Source organism: Nitratireductor basaltis (assembly GCF_000733725.1).
Classification (GTDB): Bacteria; Pseudomonadota; Alphaproteobacteria; order Rhizobiales; family Rhizobiaceae; genus Chelativorans; species Chelativorans basaltis.
This window is the reverse complement of sequence record NZ_JMQM01000002.1, coordinates 537,994-554,615: the sequence shown is the minus strand read 5'-3', so window position 1 is coordinate 554,615 and position 16,622 is coordinate 537,994. Positions and strand designations below refer to the sequence as shown.

The following is a 16,622-nucleotide window of genomic DNA, read 5'->3' as shown; positions in this document are numbered from 1 at the left end:
CCGTTGGACCGACTCACTCTTCCTTCTTGACCATGTCCCGCAGGCGGAATTTCTGGATCTTGCCGGTGGAGGTCTTCGGGATCTCCTCGAAGAGGATCTCCTTCGGGCACTTGAACGAGGCAAGCAGGCTTTTGCAATGCGCGATCAGGTCTTCCGCCGTTGCCTCTTTCCCGGGTTTCAGCTCGACAAAAGCGATCGGTGTCTCGCCCCAGCGCTCATCCTCCTTGGCAACCACACCGCAGGCAGCGACAGCGGGATGCTTGTAGAGTGCGTCCTCGACCTCGATTGACGAGATGTTCTCGCCGCCAGAGATGATGATGTCTTTTGAGCGGTCCTTGAGCTGGATATAGCCGTCGGGATGCATCACTCCCAGGTCGCCGGAATGGAACCAGCCGCCCGCGAAAGCCTCCTGCGTCGCATTGGGGTTCTTCAGATAGCCCTTCATCACGATGTTCCCGCGGAACATCACCTCGCCGATGGTTTCACCATCCCGCGGCGTTTCCTTCATCGAGACGGGATCCATGACGGTAAGTCCCTCAAGCGATGCATAGCGCACGCCCTGGCGCGCCTTCTGCTTTGCCTGTTCCGCCGGCTCCAGATTGCTCCAGTCCGCCTTCCATTCATTGACCACGGATGGGCCATAGGTCTCCGTCAGGCCATAGAGATGGGTCACCTGAAAACCCTGCTCGGCCATGCCGGAAAGCACTGATTCCGGCGGTGGTGCGGCAGCAGTGTTGAACACGACCGTCTGATCGAATTCCCGCCGCTCCTCCTCGGTTGCGTTGATGAGCGTCGACATGACGATCGGCGCGCCGCACATCTGGGTTACCCCATGATCGGCAATCGCGTCATACATGGCTTTGGCGCGTACCCAACGCAGGCATACATGGGTGCCGGCCTGCACCGAAAGAGTCCAAGGGAAGCACCATCCGTTGCAGTGGAACATGGGCAGCGTCCACAGATAGACCGGATGGCGCGGCATGCTGGCATGTACGGTGTTGGAGTAGCACATGAGTGCCGCCCCGCGGTGATGGTAGACGACCCCCTTGGGGTTGCCCGTCGTGCCCGAAGTATAGTTGAGCGAGATCGCATCCCACTCGTCATCCGGCATCTTCCACCTGAATTCGGGATCGCCTGAGGCGAGAAACTCCTCGTAGTCTATGCGTCCGATCCGCTCACCCTTCGGATATGGCGCATCCGAGGGATACTCGCTGTCATCGAAGTCGATCACGAGCGGCTCCACATGCGCTTGCGCCAAGGCCTCGCGCATGACCGCGGAGAATTCGCGATCCACGATGACGACCTTGCTCTCCGCGTGATCCAGCTGGAAGGCGATGATGGCCGCATCAAGTCGGGTATTGAGGGAGTGCAGCACGCCTTGTGTCATCGGCACAGCATGATGCGCCTCCAGCATGGGCGGCGTGTTGGAGAGCATCACGGTCACCGTATCGCCCTTGCCGATACCGTTGCGCGCCAGTGCGGATGCAAGCTTCACGGACCGCTCATAGAATTCGGCGTAGCTGCGACGGATGCGGCCATGAATGATCGCCGGCTGATCGGGAAATGTCCTGGCTGCACGCTCGAACAGCGTTAGCGGAGTCAGCGGCTGGTGGTTCGCGGGATTACGGTCGAGATCAAGTTCGTACGGGTTCACCATCATGCCCCTCCCAAGGCGGTTTTCCCAGTTAAAGCACACAGTTGCGGTGCCGTCACCACCTCCTCGAGACGACGTTCGACCTAGCCCCAGATGCCGGTAACGCCGTCATGAATGAGCTTGATGGAGACGATGAACACCATGGCATACATCAGTGGATAGAAAATCTCCGCCCGCATCCTCTTGATGAGCCATACCCCCGCAAGGGTGGCCAGCGGTGCAATTGGCGCAAGCGCGAGGGAGATCGTGAGATTGGTCGTGTCGAACTGCCCCAGCGCAAAATATGGCACCAGCTTCACGGCATTCACAACGGCGAAGAAAACCACGCTTGTCCCGGTATAAAGCTTCGGGTCCTGCTTCAGGGGCAGCGCATAGACCTGGTAGGGCGGTCCGCCGGCATGGGCCACGAAACTTGTAAAGCCCGCGATCGATCCCCAGAAGACGCCGCGCGGCGCATTGTGCTCGCTCACCCGTTCCCGGCGGCCCGCCTTCTCTACCAGCCAGCGCAGAAAGAAGACGAGCGCCACCACCCCCACGATCAGGCGCACATGCGCCTCTGTTACGATCGCTGCCGTAAGCCAGCCTATTCCAATGCCTATCATCGCACCGGGCAACATCACCATCAGCGTGCGCCGATCGAAATTTCCACGCCATGCCCAGAGGGAGACGATATCCATCACGATCAGGATCGGCAGCAGGATGGCCGCCGCCTGCACCGGCGGAACGACAAGCGATAGAATGGGCACGCCGAGCAAGGCCATTGCGCCGCCAAAGCCGCCTTTGGACATCCCCACGAGCAGCACCGCCACGACTGCAGCGGCGATGAATTGTGGCTGGGTTAGAAGATCCGTCATTCTGTCGCCCGAATTCAGCACACATCAATGCTCTTCGCCCCGCAATGGGTCGTGACATCGACGCAATAGGATAAAGCCTTGCCTGCCCATGGAACATGGGACTATGCGAAAGATGAGAGTTTGCCCACAATGCCAGTCATGGAAAGTGAAAGCCAGCACATGCAGACAGAACGCTGCCGCCTCGTATTGATCACGCCTGATATCGCGACCGTAGCCGATGTGGCGGAGCGGTTGCAAAGGGCCGTTGACGCAGGCGACGTCGCATCCGTCATCATCCCCGATTGGGGAATGGATGAAGACCAGTTCCAGGATCATGCAGCGGCATTGTCCAAGATTGCGCAGGAAGCCGGCGCAGCCTCCCTCATCGCCGGCGCTCCCCGTGTGGCTGCGCGCATTGGCGCGGACGGCATACATGTCGATGGCAATCGTCTCGAACTCGATGACGCCATCCGACAGTATCAGAACCGCATGATCGTCGGCAGCGGCGGTGCCCGCACGCGCGACGTTGCGCTTGATCTTGGCGAGGCACAGCCAGACTACATGTTTTTCGGCCGCTTCGGCTACGACAACACCCCCGAGCCACACCCGCGCAACATCACGCTCGGCACTTGGTGGGCGCAGATGATCGAAGTACCCTGCATTGTCATGGCAGGATCGGATCCGGCATCAATCCGCACCGTCGCCGAAACGGGCACGGAATTTGTCGCTGCTTCGCAGATCGTGTTCGGCAGTGATGTGGACGCGGCTGAAGCGGTGCGCAATGCCAACAACATGCTCGACCAAGCCGCAGCATCACGAACGGAGAGCGAAAGCTGATGCTGCGACGCGCTAGCTTCCTGCTTGCGGCAATGCTGCTGGCGCAGCCCCTCGGTGCCCAGGAACAGCAGGCCGCCGGCGAACCGCAGATCGAGGAAGTTGATCCCAGCCGCTTCGGCAAACGCACGGATGCTGCTTTCGGAGCCTTTCAACGTGGGCTCTACATAACCGCCCTTCGCCTCGCCACACCGCGAGCGGAAGCAGGCGATGCCGCGGCGCAAACCCTGATAGCAGAGATACACGCCCGTGGGCTGGGCGTACCGCGCAATGCGCGCGAAGCGGCAAGCTGGTATGGGAAAGCGGCAGAACAGGGCGTTGCCGAGGCACAGCTTCAATATGCGCTGATGCTCGTCGACGGAAACTTCGTCGAGAAGGACCTGGAGAAAGCGCGCGAGCTCCTGGAGAAGGCGGCACAAGCCGGACACCGGCTGGCGCAATTCAACCTCGCCCAGTTCATCCTTGCCAATGGCGGCGGCGCACAGGCACAGAAGGAAGCAGTCGAACTTTATGAGGCTGCCGCCAAGGCGAACCTTCCCGATGCCCAATATGCGCTCGCGCTCGTCTATGCGAACGGAATCGGCGGCAAGGAACAGGATGACGCGGAGGCGAGGCGCTGGCTTGCAAGGGCCGCGCGCCAGAACTTCGACACCGCCCAACTCGATCTCGGCACCTGGCTTATCGAAGGGCGCGGCGGAAAAGCCAATCCCGAAGCCGGTTTTGGCTGGCTGAAACGTGCAGCCGACAGCGGCAATGTTGCCGCACAAAACCGGGTGGCAAAGCTCTACCGGGCCGGCATAGGTGTCGAGGGTGATCCGATTGCCGCTTCCGCCTGGTACATACTGGCCCGCCGTGCGGGCCTGGTTGACCGCGAGATGGAAGATTTCATGAACGGACTGACCCAGGAGCAGGTTGAACAGGCTCTGCAGCGCGCCAACCAACTGCGCCGATAGGAACGGCGAACCAGCTTCTAAGGCAGTGTTTTGGCTTGCCTGTCTTGCCTCCCAGCCCATTTTATGGTCTTGGAACGCCGACAAAAACGCCTGAGCGCGTCTCTTATCAGGACAGACCAGATGAAGATCAACGGAAACGAAATCCGTCCGGGAAATGTTATCGAACACAATGGCGGGCTGTGGGTAGCGGTCAAGACCAATGCCGTGAAGCCCGGCAAGGGTGGCGCCTACAACCAGGTTGAGATGAAGAACCTGATCGACGGCACCAAGCTGAACGAGCGCTTCCGCGCTGCCGAGACGGTTGAGAAGGTTCGCCTTGAGCAGAAGGACTTCTCCTATCTCTACGCGCAGGACGACGCACTCGTCTTCATGGACGCCGAAACCTACGAGCAGCTTGAACTGCAGAAGGACTTCGTGGGCGACCGCGCCGCATTCCTGCAGGACGGCATGACCGTGACGGTCGAACTCTACGAGGAAAAGCCCATCGGCATCTCGCTGCCGGATCAGGTTACGCTTGAAGTCGCCGAGGCTGATCCGGTGGTGAAGGGTCAGACGGCTGCATCCTCCTACAAGCCGGCAGTCATGGAAAATGGCGTGCGTGTGATGGTGCCGCCCTTCATCCAGACCGGCGAGAAAATCGTCGTCGACACCAACGAAATCACCTATCTGCGTCGCGCCGACTAAACCGGCTTTTCGCAGAACAACTTACGAGGACAGACGCGATGGCGCGCTCCGCGATCATCAATGTCATGGTGCAGGCCGCCATGAAGGCAGGCCGCTCACTGGCCCGTGACTTCGGCGAGGTGCAGAACCTGCAGGTCTCGCTCAAGGGACCGGGCGACTATGTCAGCCAGGCCGACCGCCGTGCAGAGGAAATCGTGCACCAGGAGCTGTCGCGCGCCCGTCCCGGCTACGCCTTCCTGATGGAAGAGCGCGGCGTGGTGGAAGGCGGCGACGACCAGCATCGCTGGATCGTGGACCCGCTCGACGGCACAACGAACTTTCTGCATGGCATCCCGATCTTCGGCGTCTCCATCGCGCTTGAACGTCAGGGCCAGATCGTTGCCGGCGTAATCTACAATCCGGCCATGGACGAGCTGTACACGGCAGAACGCGGCGGTGGTGCATTCTTCAATGACCGGCGCATGCGCGTGGCGGCCCGCCGCGAACTGACTGACAGTGTCATCGGCACGGGCATACCGCATCTGGGTCGCGGGCACCACGGGCAGGCATTGCTCGACCTGCGTCACATCATGGGCGAGGTCTCCGGCATCCGCCGCATGGGCGCAGTCGCGCTTGATCTGGCCTATGTCGCCGCCGGTCGAATGGACGGTTTCTGGGAAGACGGCTTGCAGCCCTGGGACATGGCAGCCGGCCTGCTGATGGTGCGTGAAGCAGGTGGTTTTGCCACCGACCGGTCCGGGGGGCAGAAGATCTTCGAGACCGGCAATGTGGTAGCCGGCAACGAACTGATCCACCGCGCCCTGCTCAAGCAGTTGCAGAAGGCTTCCAAGCGCGACTGATCTGGATGAATCCTGCTCAGCGCGGCACGCTCTTCCGCGCTGAGCAGGCTTTTATGGCATCCGGCGCTGCCACAGGCGGCTGCCAGCCAAATCTTTCCGCAAATGGTGATGCGTCGAGCAACAGAGGGTCGAACAATTGTTCAGCCAGTTGATGCATGCCGGCCGCCTCGATGCCTGAACGCAGCAGTCCGACGGGCACCGGCACAAGATGCGCACGACGCCCGGCGCCCGCGCGAAGCAGTGTCAGCACTTCCGCAAGTGTGACCGTCTCCGCATCGCATATTTCGTAGACCCCGGCCCCCTTGGCTCCTGATGCACCGGCCTCAAGGGCACTGATGATCGCATCGCACAGATTCTCCACTGCACAAAAGCTGCGCGCCGCGTTGACAGAGGCGAATGGCAGCGGCAGCGGGAGGCGTGCAAGACGCATGAGCCGTGCCCAATTGCCTGGCGCATCTGCCCCGTAGACAAGGGGCGGGCGCAAGCTGATGGCAAGCAGCCCACCTCCCTTCGCGAAGCCTGAGACACGCCGTTCTCCCGCAAGCTTCGACCGTCCATAGGCGGAAGCGCCATCGCCTTCCTCTTCCGCACGACGCGCTGCGATGCTGCTCATATTGACCATGACCGGCAGATCAGCCTCCTCCATCGCCTCCAACAGACGTGCTGTGCCCGCATCACTGGTTGAAAAGAACGCGGCATCGTCACGCACGCGCCCGTGTGCCGGGCCCGCGAGATGCACCACGGCATCTGCTCCGACGAGCGCTCGCGACCAATCTGTGCGCGGGCCGATTTCGCCAACAACCACATCATCTGCGTCGGCCGCAACGCCCGCGCTGCGCAAGGCGCGGCGCACCTGATATCCACGTGTACCGAGCGCCCGACACAGATGTCGGCCGACAAAGCCCGTTGCTCCGGTCACCACAATCTTCATTGTCGTCTCTGCACCCACCATTGCTGCATCCGCGCCATATGGCGGAACCGGCATTACATGCTACACGTTGCCCCAGCGCCGCAACCGGCTTTCAATTTGGTCACAATTGCGCTTACAGTCTGGGCGCTCGGGCACATACCGATGAGGAGAGAATGGCCTTCATGAAATCGCTGGGAGCGGAACGTCTCACCGTGGATGAACAATATGATCCGCGAAGCCTTTCGAGCCCCCACGTCTTTTTCTATTCGATGCTCATCTTTCTGGCCATTGTCGGGTTCGTGGCCGCAATTCTCTATCGCCAGATCTCCGCGGCGTTCCAGAGCAATCCGGGCCTGAACGGGTTGATCCTTGGTGTATTGGCAATCGGCGTTCTGCTGGCCCTCTTGCAGGTGATCCGGCTCTTCCGCGAAGTACGATGGGTGAATTCCTTCCTGGCGGGGACGGAAGCCACCGATCCTGTTTTGCTCGCACCCATGAAGCTTCTGTTGAGCAGGTCCTCCAGCATGGCCCTCTCGACGAGCTCGATGCGCTCGATCCTCGATTCCATCGCCACGCGCCTCGATGAAAGCCGCGACACGTCACGCTATCTAATCGGCCTGCTGGTCTTTCTCGGTCTGCTCGGCACCTTTTGGGGCCTGCTGCAGACCATTGGCTCGATCGGCGATACGATCCAGTCTCTCGATCCCGGTACGGGTTCGGCCAACGACATCCTGGATTCGCTGAAAACCGGGCTCTCTGCACCGCTTGCCGGGATGGGCACTGCCTTTTCCTCGTCACTCTTCGGCCTTTCCGGGTCGCTCGTGCTTGGCTTCCTCGATCTGCAGGCCGGGCGTGCGCAGAACCGCTTTTATGTGGAGCTGGAAAACTGGCTTTCCACCGTCACCGATCTGGGTTCCGATCTTGGCGAAGGCACGCGTGCCGGACAGTCCGAGGAACTGAAGGAACTGGCCGAGAAACTGCGCAACATGCAGGAAAGTGGCAGTGCCTCCAATCCGAAGACCGCAGCCGCCATGGCCTCGCTGGCGGAAGGCATTTCCGGCCTTGTGAAGAACATGCGTCAGGAACAGCAGATGATGCGTGACTGGGTGGAAGCGCAGGCATCAGACCAGCGCGCCCTGCGCGAGACACTGGAAAGTATCGCAGTCTCCCTGAAAAAGCGCGAACGCGAGGACAGCGAATAAGATGGCTCTGGCGCGCAACAGGCGCAGGACGGGCAGCGTCGACTACTGGCCTGGCTTCGTTGATGCCATGGCCACGCTGCTTCTGGCCATCATGTTCCTGCTGTCGGTCTTCGTGCTGGCGCAGTTTTTCCTGAGCCGCGAAATCTCGGGCAAGGACGAGGTGCTCGACCGCCTGAACACACAGATCAATGAATTGACGCAGCTTCTCGCCCTGGAGCGCGCCAGCAATCAGGATGCTGAAGACACGATCGCCAGTCTGCGTGCCTCCCTGGAAGATGCTACCGAAGAACAATCGCGCCTTCAGCAACTCCTGGCTAGCGGCAGCGGACAGAGTGAAGAGGCCCGGGCGCGTCTGGGCGCCCTGACCGAAGAACTGAACGAGGAACGCGGCGTCAGCCAGCGCGCTCTCTCGCAGGTCGAGCTGCTCAATCAGCAGATCTCCGCACTGCGCCGCCAGATTGCAGCCCTGGAATCAGCTCTGGACGTATCGGAAGAGCGTGACCAGGAATCCCGCGCGAAAATCGCAGATCTTGGCCGCCGCCTCAATGTCGCGCTTGCCCAGCGCGTGCAGGAACTGAACCGCTACCGTTCCGACTTTTTCGGACGGCTGCGCGAGATCCTTTCCGATCGCGAGAACATCCGCATCGTTGGCGATCGCTTCGTCTTCCAGTCGGAGGTCCTGTTCCCCTCCGGCGCCACCGAGATCAATCCCAGCGGACGGGAAGAAATGCAGAAGCTTGCCGAGGCCATTCTCGATCTGCAGCAGGAAATTCCGCCCGAGATCAACTGGGTATTGCGCGTCGACGGCCACACCGATGATGTGCCCTTGTCCGGCACCGGTCGCTTCCGCGACAATTGGGAACTCTCCACCGCACGCGCGACGGCCGTCGTGAAATTCCTCATCGAGCAGGGCGTGCCCGCAAACCGGTTGGTGGCAGCGGGTTTTGGTGAATATCAACCGCTCGATGCGTCCGATACGCCCGAAGCCCGTGATCGTAATCGCCGCATCGAACTCAAGCTGACCGAACGCTGATTCCTATCCAACCAGGTATTGTCCATGTCCTTTGATAAGCTCGACAAGCTCGGAACGAAGCTGCACGCCCTCTCGCACGCCCTTTCCATACTGGGGGCGGATGAAGCCACGCATATGGCGCCGGGCGGCGGCGAAGCGCGGGCCGAAGCCATGTCGGTGCTCTCGGGCATGCATCATCGCGAATCGGTCGCTCCGGAAATTGGCGATTGGCTGGATGCCGCGGAGCAGGAAGATCTGAGCGATGACCAGAAGGCGGCAGTGCGCGAATGGCGCCGCCGCTATGTCGGCCTCACCTGCCTGCCGCCCGAATTCGTGGAGCGGCAAACGCGCGCTTCCATGCGCTGCGAGCAGCTTTGGCGTGATCTGCGCGCCCGCAATGACTGGGCAGGTTTCGCACCGGTCTTGCAGGAAGTGGTTGAGCTGGAGCGCGAACGAGCTGCCCGTCGCGGCGAAGTCCTCGGCCTCTCCCCCTATGATGCGCTGATCGAAATGTATGATCCCGGCAGTCGGGTCGAGCAGATTGCGCCGGTATTCGACGAACTGAAAACCTTTCTCGTCGACTTTGTGCCGCGCGCACTCGAAGTGCAGGAAAAGCGCCGCGAAAAGGCCCCCACCCGCCCGCTTTCAGGCAACTACCCGATCGAGAAGCAGCGTGAGCTGGGGCTTGCCATGATGGCCGCTGTCGGTTTCGACCTCACACGCGGCAGCCTTTCCGTCTCACACCATCCCTTCTGCGGTGGCGTGCCAACCGATGTGCGCATCACCACGCGCTACCGTTCGGACGAATTCCTGTCATCGCTGATGGGCACGCTGCACGAAACCGGCCACGCCCTCTACGAACAGAACCTGCCCAAGGAATGGGCGCATTGGCCCTTGGGAGAAGCGCGTGGCATGTCCATGCACGAAAGCCAGAGCCTGTTTGTCGAAAAGCAGATCGGTCGCAATCCGGCCTTTTGGCACTGGGCGCTGCCGCTGGTTGAACAGCATCTCGGCGAGAGCTGGTCGCAGGACGAAATACTAGACCATGTGCATCACGTCGAACGCGGCCTGATCCGCGTCGATGCCGATGAGGTCACCTATCCGCTCCACGTCATCCTGCGCTTTGAAATAGAACAGGAGCTGATCGGCGGGACGCTTGAGGTCACGGATCTGCCGGAAGCATGGGACGAGCGCATGAAGCGCTATCTCGGTCTCTCCACCATCGACTCGCCCAAGGATGGACCGATGCAGGATGTGCATTGGCCTTCATCCGCATTCGGCTATTTCCCCTCCTACACGCTCGGCGCGATGATGGCCGCCCAGCAGTGGAACGCGATCAAGCGGGAGATACCAGATCTGGATGACCAGCTTTCCCGCGGCGAGTTCGAGGCGGTGAACGACTGGCGGCGCAAGCATATCTGGAGCCAGGCATCACGCTGGTCCACCCCGGAGCTGATCGAGCGCGCCACGGGCGAACCGCTCAATGCTAGACACTTCCGCGAGCATCTGGAAGAGCGTTACGGCTGAAACTGAGATCCGCGTCACCGGTCCCGCCGGTGACGCTCCAGACTCTCCCAACGGCTCAGTGCGCAGTCATTTCTTTCACGATCTGCTCGCCCGTCAGCGCGGCCGGGTAATAGGTCGGCCAATTGCTCAGCTCCTTCAGGAGTTCCGCGCGGTCATCGCCCCAATACAGGTGATAGTGGTCTGCCTTCTTCGGCGCGATGATATGGTCGCTGAACTGGATGTAGTCGGGTGCTGAATCGTCGCCTTCCGTCTTCTTGAAGATGAAGCGGACCCCGCGATTGCCCTTCTCATAGGTCAGTATCTCGTAGCCATCGCCAGCATAGGTACCAGAGAAGGAAGCTCCGGACTTCGAGAAGGTCACGTGGTCGCCCTTGATCTCGATCCGGTCGACGTCGGTCTCGTATCCTTTCCGATAATAGGCCTTGTACTCCTCAGCACTCTTGTCACCATTTTCAGCCTTGTGGGCGAAAACCGGGTCCAGCGTCCCATCCTGCAGATATGGGAAAACCGACTGCCACTCGCCCTCCCAGTCTGCCAGGGTCCGTTCCTGCACCTGGCCGTCCTCGAAATAGCCTTGGTAAATTTTCGTTTCTGCCTCGGTGGAATGCGAGTGCGAGTGGGCATGCTTTTCCGAGTGGCTTTCCTTTTTGCCATCAGCCTGGACCGTACCGGCTGCAACAAACAGGCTGGCGGTAACAGCAGCAATCTTGATGATGTTTTTCATGCAGAATATCCTTGGGTGGATTTGTTATGCTATTACATTACATATTCCGTCTATCCGGGCCCGAGAGGATTTGCAACAACTGATTGCAACCCGTACGCCCAAAGCATCCACCCGAAGGCGATGCTCGGGATGCTCAACTTTGAAGATGGGAAACGAGGAAATTCAGCCGGAAAAACTGCGAGGAAGCATGGATGAATGCCGCTGGTGGCCGCAGCTCCGGCCACAGCACGACCACGCGGCTACAGATGGCTAGCATTAAGCCAAGCGCATGGAGGGCAGTCCGGTGGCCTCGGACTTCATTCATGCAAGCAGGCCGCAGCAAACCGGCGTCGTGCCGTTCACACCGCGGCCGAACTCTTGAACGCGTTCGACCCGGAATCGAACTGGAGGCTGGCGAGACGCGCATAAGCGCCTCCGCGCGCGACCAGTTCCTCATGCGTGCCTTCTTCCACGATCCGACCTTCCTCCATGACGAGGATGCGGTCCGCCTTGAGAATCGTCGCCAGCCGGTGCGCAATGACCAGGGTCGTGCGCCCTTCCATCAGCCGTTCCAGCGCCTTCTGGACGAGCGCCTCGCTATGGGCGTCGAGCGCGGACGTGGCTTCATCAAGCAGCAGGATCGGAGCATCTCTCAAAAGCGCCCGCGCAATGGCCAGACGCTGGCGTTGACCGCCTGAAAGCGTCACTCCGCGTTCGCCGACGGGTGTTTCGTATCCCTGCTCCAGCGCGCTGACGAATTCGTCCGCAAGTGCCGCCTTCGCTGCCGCTTCGATTTCAGCTGCTGTCGCATCGGGTTTTCCGAAGGCGATATTGTCTGCTGCGCTGCCGGAAAACACCGTCACATCCTGAGGGACGATCGCCAGACGCTCGCGCAGAGCTTCGGGATCAACCGTCCGGATATCGACATCGTCTACCGTGATCTTTCCTGCAGTGACATCATAGTAGCGCAGGAGCAAGCCGAACAGCGTGCTCTTACCTGCTCCAGATGGACCGACGATCGCCACGGTTTCCCCGGGTTTCACCGAAAGGTTCAACCCGTGAAGCGCGGCAGTTCCTTTCCGTGATGGATACGCAAAACCGACATTTTCGAAGTTGATTTCGCCGCGCGTCGGCGAGGGCAGCACCTCCGGTTTCAGGGGAGCTGCGACAGAAGGTTTCTCATCCAGCAACTCACCCATGCGTTCAGCCGCACCGGCGGCCTGCGAAAGCTCACCCCAGACTTCCGACAAGGCGCCCAGGGCGCCGGCGGCAAGCACCGCATAAAGCAGGAACTGACCGAGCGTCCCGCCGCTCATCTCGCCCGAGAGGACAGCATGAGAACCGACCCAAAGCACTGCCACGACAGAGGTGAAAGTGGTGAAGATTGCAAAGAAGGTCAGGACGGATCGCGCGAGGATGGATTTGCGTGCTGCTTGATAGGCCGCCTCGACGGCGGTGGAAAATCGTCCTGCAGCGCGTTTCTCACCCGTGAATGCCTGCACCACCCGTACTGCACCAATCTGCTCTCCTGCGAAAGCCGTAGCCTCGGCGAGCGTGTCCTGTGCGATGCGGGAGCGGCGGCGAACGGAGCGCCCGAACGCCATGAGCGGAAGCACGATGAACGGTATCGCCACCACCACCAGAAGTGAAAGCTTGGGACTGGTAAGCACCATCATCGCCACGGAGCCTGCCCCCATGAGCGTGTTGCGCAAGGCAACCGAGGCGGATGCCCCCACGGCGGATTTGATCTGGGTGGCATCGGCAGTCAATCGCGAAACGATCTCACCGGATTGCTCGCGATCGAAAAAGCCCGGCGACAGCTTCATGACATGTGCGAACACGTCCTCGCGCAGATCTGCAACGACACGTTCGCCAAGCGTGATGACAAAGAGGTAGCGCCCGGCGGAAGCAACGGCGAGCACTGCCGCCACCACGATCAGCATGGAGAAATAGCTGGCGATGAAGGCACTGTCGGATTCGGTGAATCCGTGGTCGATCATCCGCCTCACGGCCAGCGGCAATGTCAGCGTGGCACCCGCGGCCATCAGCAGAAAGATGCACGCTCCCACCAGCAGGCCGGGATAACGCATGACATAAGGCACAAGCCGGCGCAACGGTCCCAGCGAGCGCCGCGATCTGCCTTCATTCTTCTCGTCAACCTGCATTATGCCCTGCCCGCCTGAAGGCTGAAGCAGCACCAACTGCCCAAGCCCCCTTGTGTCTGAACTGCGCGTGATGTATAGGCACGCCAACCTCAGGCAAGCCGTAGCCCTCATTGGCCGCGGCTTCAAGTTTTTGAGCGTGGGCGACTTTGCCGCATCGGCAGCCGGCGCGAAGTGACCAACAGGAATTTTAGGACCGAGCGATGAAAGCCGATATCCATCCCGACTATCACACCATCAAGGTCGTCATGACGGACGGCACCGAGTACGAGACCCGCTCCACTTGGGGCAAGGAAGGCGACACCCTTCAGCTCGACATCGACTCCTCCACGCATCCCGCATGGACCGGTGGCAACCAGACCCTGATCGACCGCGGTGGCCGCGTGTCGCGCTTCAAGAAGCGCTACGAAGGTCTCGGCATCTAAGCCGCTTCGAAAGTTCAAAGCAAAAAGCCCGGCCATCGCGCCGGGCTTTTTCTTTTTTGTAAGGCTCGGGTTCCAGCCCCCGCAGGGGCTTGAGACTGTTGCTGCTAGCCGTTCTTTTCATGCCAGATCGTATGATCGATCTTGCCGGCAAGTTCTGGATAATCGGCAGCATGGAAGACGGGGAGTTCGCCCGCCTTGCGCTGCTTGAGATAGTCCTGTGTCAGCTTCACCACTGTTCCCGAGAGCAGAACGATAGCGATCAGGTTGATCGTCGCCATAAGACCCATGGATGCATCGGCCGCATTGAAGACCGTAGCGACGCTCTCATAGGCACCCCACAGCACCATCAAAAGCACGGCCACGCGCATCAGTACGATCGGCAGACCGCTGCCCATTCCGAGGAATGTCATCGCATTCTCCGCATAAGAATAGTTGCCGATGATCGAGGTGAAGGCGAAGAAGAAGATCGCGATGGCGATGAAATAGACCCCTGCTCCCCCGATATGGGTGGCAAGCGCATCCTGCGTCAGCTGTACACCTTCAACACCGTTTCCTGGCACGAGAGCGCCCGACAGCAGGATCATCACCGCTGTCGCCGTACACACAAGGATCGTGTCAATGAACACGCCCAGCGCCTGCACAAAGCCTTGCGAGGATGGGTGGTGCGGCTCTGGCGTGGCAACCGCAGCGATATTGGGTGCCGAACCCATGCCCGCCTCGTTGGAGAACAGGCCGCGCTTCACGCCATTGAGCAGCGCGGCCATGACTCCGCCGGTCGCTCCGCCTGCAGCTTCCCGCAGACCGAATGCGCTGCCGACGATGTCGGCCAATACGCCGGGCACCTGGCCAATATTGGTAATCAGGATATAGACCGCCAGAAGCAGATAGAGGATCGCCATGAACGGTACGAGAACCTCGGCCACGCGGGCAATCTGGCGGATGCCACCGAAAATCACGATCCCCGCGAGAATTGCGATCACCACGCCAACGCCGATTTTCGGAACACCGAAAGCGCCCTCCATGGCATCTGCGATCGAGTTCGCCTGCACCGCATTGAAGATCAGGCCGAATGCGAGGATCAGGAAGACCGAGAACAAGGCGCCCGCCCAGGGCGCGCGAAGCCCACGCGCGATATAGAAGGCAGGCCCGCCACGATAGCGGCCATTCTGGTTCTTCACCTTGTAGAGCTGCGCCAGTGTGCTCTCCGAATAGGCCGTGGCCATGCCGACCAGCGCCACCATCCACATCCAGAAGATCGCACCCGGTCCGCCGAGACTGAGGGCGACAGCAACACCGGTGAGATTGCCCGTACCCACGCGTGAGGCAAGACTGACAGTCAGCGCCTGAAAGGGCGAGATACCCGCCTTGTCCTCACTCCGCGACGAGCGGATGACGCGGAACATTTCCCCGAAATGCAGGATCTGGATCAGTTTCAGCCTGAAGGTGAAATAGAGGCCCACCCCCAGCAGACCATAAACGAGGATGTAGCCCCAAAGAATGTTATTCAGGAAATCTATAATGGCAGACATCAATGTCCCTTCCCGCTTCAATAGCAGCATTGTCAGGCGCGTATACGGGCACCTGCCCTCCAAACAAACACACGCTATGCGTGTATCATTCCGTCATATTGCTGCCTGGCTGGCAAGTGTCCATCCCGGCAGCGACAGAATCGTGATGAAAACTAGGGCGTGTCGTCGCTGTGGCGAGTGGAAGCGGAATCTATATGCCCAAGATCACGTTCGGGATCGAGATGATCCCGTACGATCTGCTTCAGCGTCTTGATGTCAGGAAAGCCGCCGTCACGTTTGCGATCCCAAACCAGTTCGCCATCGACCTCGATTTGGAAAATCCCGCCGCTGCGTGGGCGCAGGCAGACCTCGCTTGCGCAAAGCTCTGTCGAGAAGGTGGACAGAAGTTCCTGCGCCATCCAAGCCGCGCGCAAAAGCCACTGGCATTGCGTGCAATAGGTAATCGTGATGCGGTGCGCCGGGGAAGACATGTCTGCACTCATCACCGGCGCTCCCGAAATCAGGCCGCGCTGAGCTTGGCCATTGTCTCGTCGTCGACCTCGAAATTCGCATAGACGTTCTGCACGTCATCATCATCTTCGAGGGTCGCAATGAGCTTGAGGATCGACTGCGCGCGCTCCTCGTCAACGGGTGTACCCGTCTGCGGCTTCCAGATGGCCTTGACCGATTCCGCCTCGCCCAGGCTTTCCTCAAGGGCAGTGGTAACGTCGCCAATATCCTCGAATGTGCAGATGATGACATGGCCGTTCTCATCCGACTGCACGTCTTGTGCGCCAGCCTCGATGGCCGCTTCCATGACCTTCTCGGCATCGCCTGCAGAAGCAGGATAGATGATCTCTCCGACGCGATCGAACATGAAGGCGACGGACCCCGTCTCGCCAAGTGAACCGCCCGATTTGGTGAAGGCAGCGCGGATATTGGAGGCCGAGCGATTGCGGTTGTCGGTCAACGCCTCGACGATGACGGCCACGCCCCCGGGACCGTATCCCTCGTAGCGTACCTCATCATAGTTTTCCGAATCCGAACCGGATGCCTTCTTGATGGCGCGCTCGATATTGTCCTTTGGCATGGACTGCGCCTTGGCGTTCTGAATGGCCAGACGCAGGCGCGGATTCATCGCAGGGTCAGGCAAGCCGGCCTTGGCAGCAACCGTGATTTCGCGAGCGAGCTTGGAGAACATCTTGGAGCGCACTGCGTCCTGACGACCCTTGCGGTGCATGATGTTCTTAAATTGGGAATGGCCGGCCATGGGGCTCCTTCTCCGGGCTTATTCTGCATGTTCAGATTGCCGCGCCTTATAGTGAAATTGAGGCGCAACGTCCAGCAGCACGGCCATTCCGGCGCTCTTCACATTT

At 60.3% G+C, this 16,622-nt stretch carries 16 protein-coding genes; 8 read left to right on the top strand and 8 right to left on the bottom strand.

Annotation, left to right across the window (positions count from 1 at the left end):
- Positions 1-13 precede the first annotated feature (13 nt).
- On the bottom strand, positions 14-1,657 hold the full coding sequence (locus EL18_RS15045; RefSeq protein ID WP_036486479.1) for an acyl-CoA synthetase: 1,644 nt from the start codon (positions 1,655-1,657) through the stop codon (positions 14-16).
- A gap of 80 nt (positions 1,658-1,737) precedes the next feature.
- Positions 1,738-2,508, bottom strand: coding sequence for a sulfite exporter TauE/SafE family protein (locus EL18_RS15040; RefSeq protein WP_036486008.1), 771 nt, complete (start codon positions 2,506-2,508; stop codon positions 1,738-1,740).
- 159 nt (positions 2,509-2,667) lie between these two features.
- Here EL18_RS15040 and EL18_RS15035 point away from each other — a divergent pair, with 159 nt between their 5' ends.
- The 4 genes from EL18_RS15035 (at position 2,668) to EL18_RS15020 (ending at position 5,797) form a co-directional block, all read left to right on the top strand.
- Positions 2,668-3,324 carry a thiamine phosphate synthase gene (locus EL18_RS15035; protein WP_036486477.1) on the top strand — a complete coding sequence of 219 codons (657 nt, stop codon included), beginning with the start codon at positions 2,668-2,670 and terminating at the stop codon, positions 3,322-3,324.
- Positions 3,324-4,274: a tetratricopeptide repeat protein gene (locus tag EL18_RS15030; protein ID WP_051914330.1), complete on the top strand. Its 951-nt coding sequence runs from the start codon at positions 3,324-3,326 to the stop codon at positions 4,272-4,274. Before EL18_RS15035 ends, EL18_RS15030 begins: the two co-directional genes overlap by 1 nt.
- 120 nt (positions 4,275-4,394) lie before the next feature.
- Entirely contained in the window at positions 4,395-4,958 is a 564-nt protein-coding gene (efp, locus tag EL18_RS15025) for an elongation factor P (RefSeq protein ID WP_036486006.1), read from the top strand.
- Positions 4,959-4,996: 38 nt separating this feature from the next.
- Entirely contained in the window at positions 4,997-5,797 is an 801-nt protein-coding gene (locus tag EL18_RS15020; RefSeq protein WP_036486004.1) for an inositol monophosphatase family protein, read from the top strand.
- A gap of 16 nt (positions 5,798-5,813) precedes the next feature.
- Here EL18_RS15020 and EL18_RS15015 read toward each other — a convergent pair whose 3' ends face one another.
- Positions 5,814-6,782: an NAD-dependent epimerase/dehydratase family protein gene (locus EL18_RS15015; RefSeq protein WP_051914328.1), complete on the bottom strand. Its 969-nt coding sequence runs from the start codon at positions 6,780-6,782 to the stop codon at positions 5,814-5,816.
- A 98-nt stretch (positions 6,783-6,880) separates the two neighbouring features.
- Between EL18_RS15015 and EL18_RS15010 the strand changes: the two genes are divergently transcribed.
- From EL18_RS15010 to EL18_RS15000, 3 genes are read left to right on the top strand one after another with little or no spacing between them, the layout of a single operon-like run.
- The gene (locus EL18_RS15010) at positions 6,881-7,909 is read left to right on the top strand and encodes a MotA/TolQ/ExbB proton channel family protein (protein ID WP_036486002.1); all 1,029 of its coding nucleotides are present in this window, start codon (positions 6,881-6,883) and stop codon (positions 7,907-7,909) included.
- A gap of 1 nt (position 7,910) precedes the next feature.
- Positions 7,911-8,942: a peptidoglycan -binding protein gene (locus tag EL18_RS15005; RefSeq protein WP_036486000.1), complete on the top strand. Its 1,032-nt coding sequence runs from the start codon at positions 7,911-7,913 to the stop codon at positions 8,940-8,942.
- 24 nt (positions 8,943-8,966) lie between these two features.
- Positions 8,967-10,448: a carboxypeptidase M32 gene (locus EL18_RS15000; RefSeq protein WP_036485998.1), complete on the top strand. Its 1,482-nt coding sequence runs from the start codon at positions 8,967-8,969 to the stop codon at positions 10,446-10,448.
- Between the two features lie 55 nt (positions 10,449-10,503).
- Here the strand turns inward: EL18_RS15000 and EL18_RS14995 are convergent, their stop codons facing one another.
- The gene (locus tag EL18_RS14995) at positions 10,504-11,172 is read right to left on the bottom strand and encodes a ZinT family metal-binding protein (protein WP_036485996.1); all 669 of its coding nucleotides are present in this window, start codon (positions 11,170-11,172) and stop codon (positions 10,504-10,506) included.
- Positions 11,173-11,510: 338 nt separating this feature from the next.
- Positions 11,511-13,316, bottom strand: coding sequence for an ABC transporter transmembrane domain-containing protein (locus EL18_RS14990; protein ID WP_036485994.1), 1,806 nt, complete (start codon positions 13,314-13,316; stop codon positions 11,511-11,513).
- A 200-nt stretch (positions 13,317-13,516) separates the two neighbouring features.
- On the opposite strand from EL18_RS14990, the gene rpmE reads away from it, so the two are divergent.
- Positions 13,517-13,738 carry a 50S ribosomal protein L31 gene (gene rpmE, locus EL18_RS14985; protein ID WP_036485985.1) on the top strand — a complete coding sequence of 74 codons (222 nt, stop codon included), beginning with the start codon at positions 13,517-13,519 and terminating at the stop codon, positions 13,736-13,738.
- A gap of 104 nt (positions 13,739-13,842) precedes the next feature.
- Here rpmE and EL18_RS14980 read toward each other — a convergent pair whose 3' ends face one another.
- The 3 genes from EL18_RS14980 to EL18_RS14970 form a co-directional block, all read right to left on the bottom strand.
- Positions 13,843-15,267 (bottom strand): alanine/glycine:cation symporter family protein, encoded by a 1,425-nt coding sequence (locus tag EL18_RS14980; RefSeq protein ID WP_036485983.1) that lies wholly within the window; start codon positions 15,265-15,267, stop codon positions 13,843-13,845.
- 152 nt (positions 15,268-15,419) lie between these two features.
- Positions 15,420-15,749, bottom strand: a complete 330-nt coding sequence (locus tag EL18_RS14975; protein ID WP_036485981.1) for an Rdx family protein — start codon at positions 15,747-15,749, stop codon at positions 15,420-15,422.
- Between the two features lie 17 nt (positions 15,750-15,766).
- Positions 15,767-16,516 carry a YebC/PmpR family DNA-binding transcriptional regulator gene (locus EL18_RS14970; RefSeq protein ID WP_036485979.1) on the bottom strand — a complete coding sequence of 250 codons (750 nt, stop codon included), beginning with the start codon at positions 16,514-16,516 and terminating at the stop codon, positions 15,767-15,769.
- Positions 16,517-16,622: the final 106 nt, after the last annotated feature.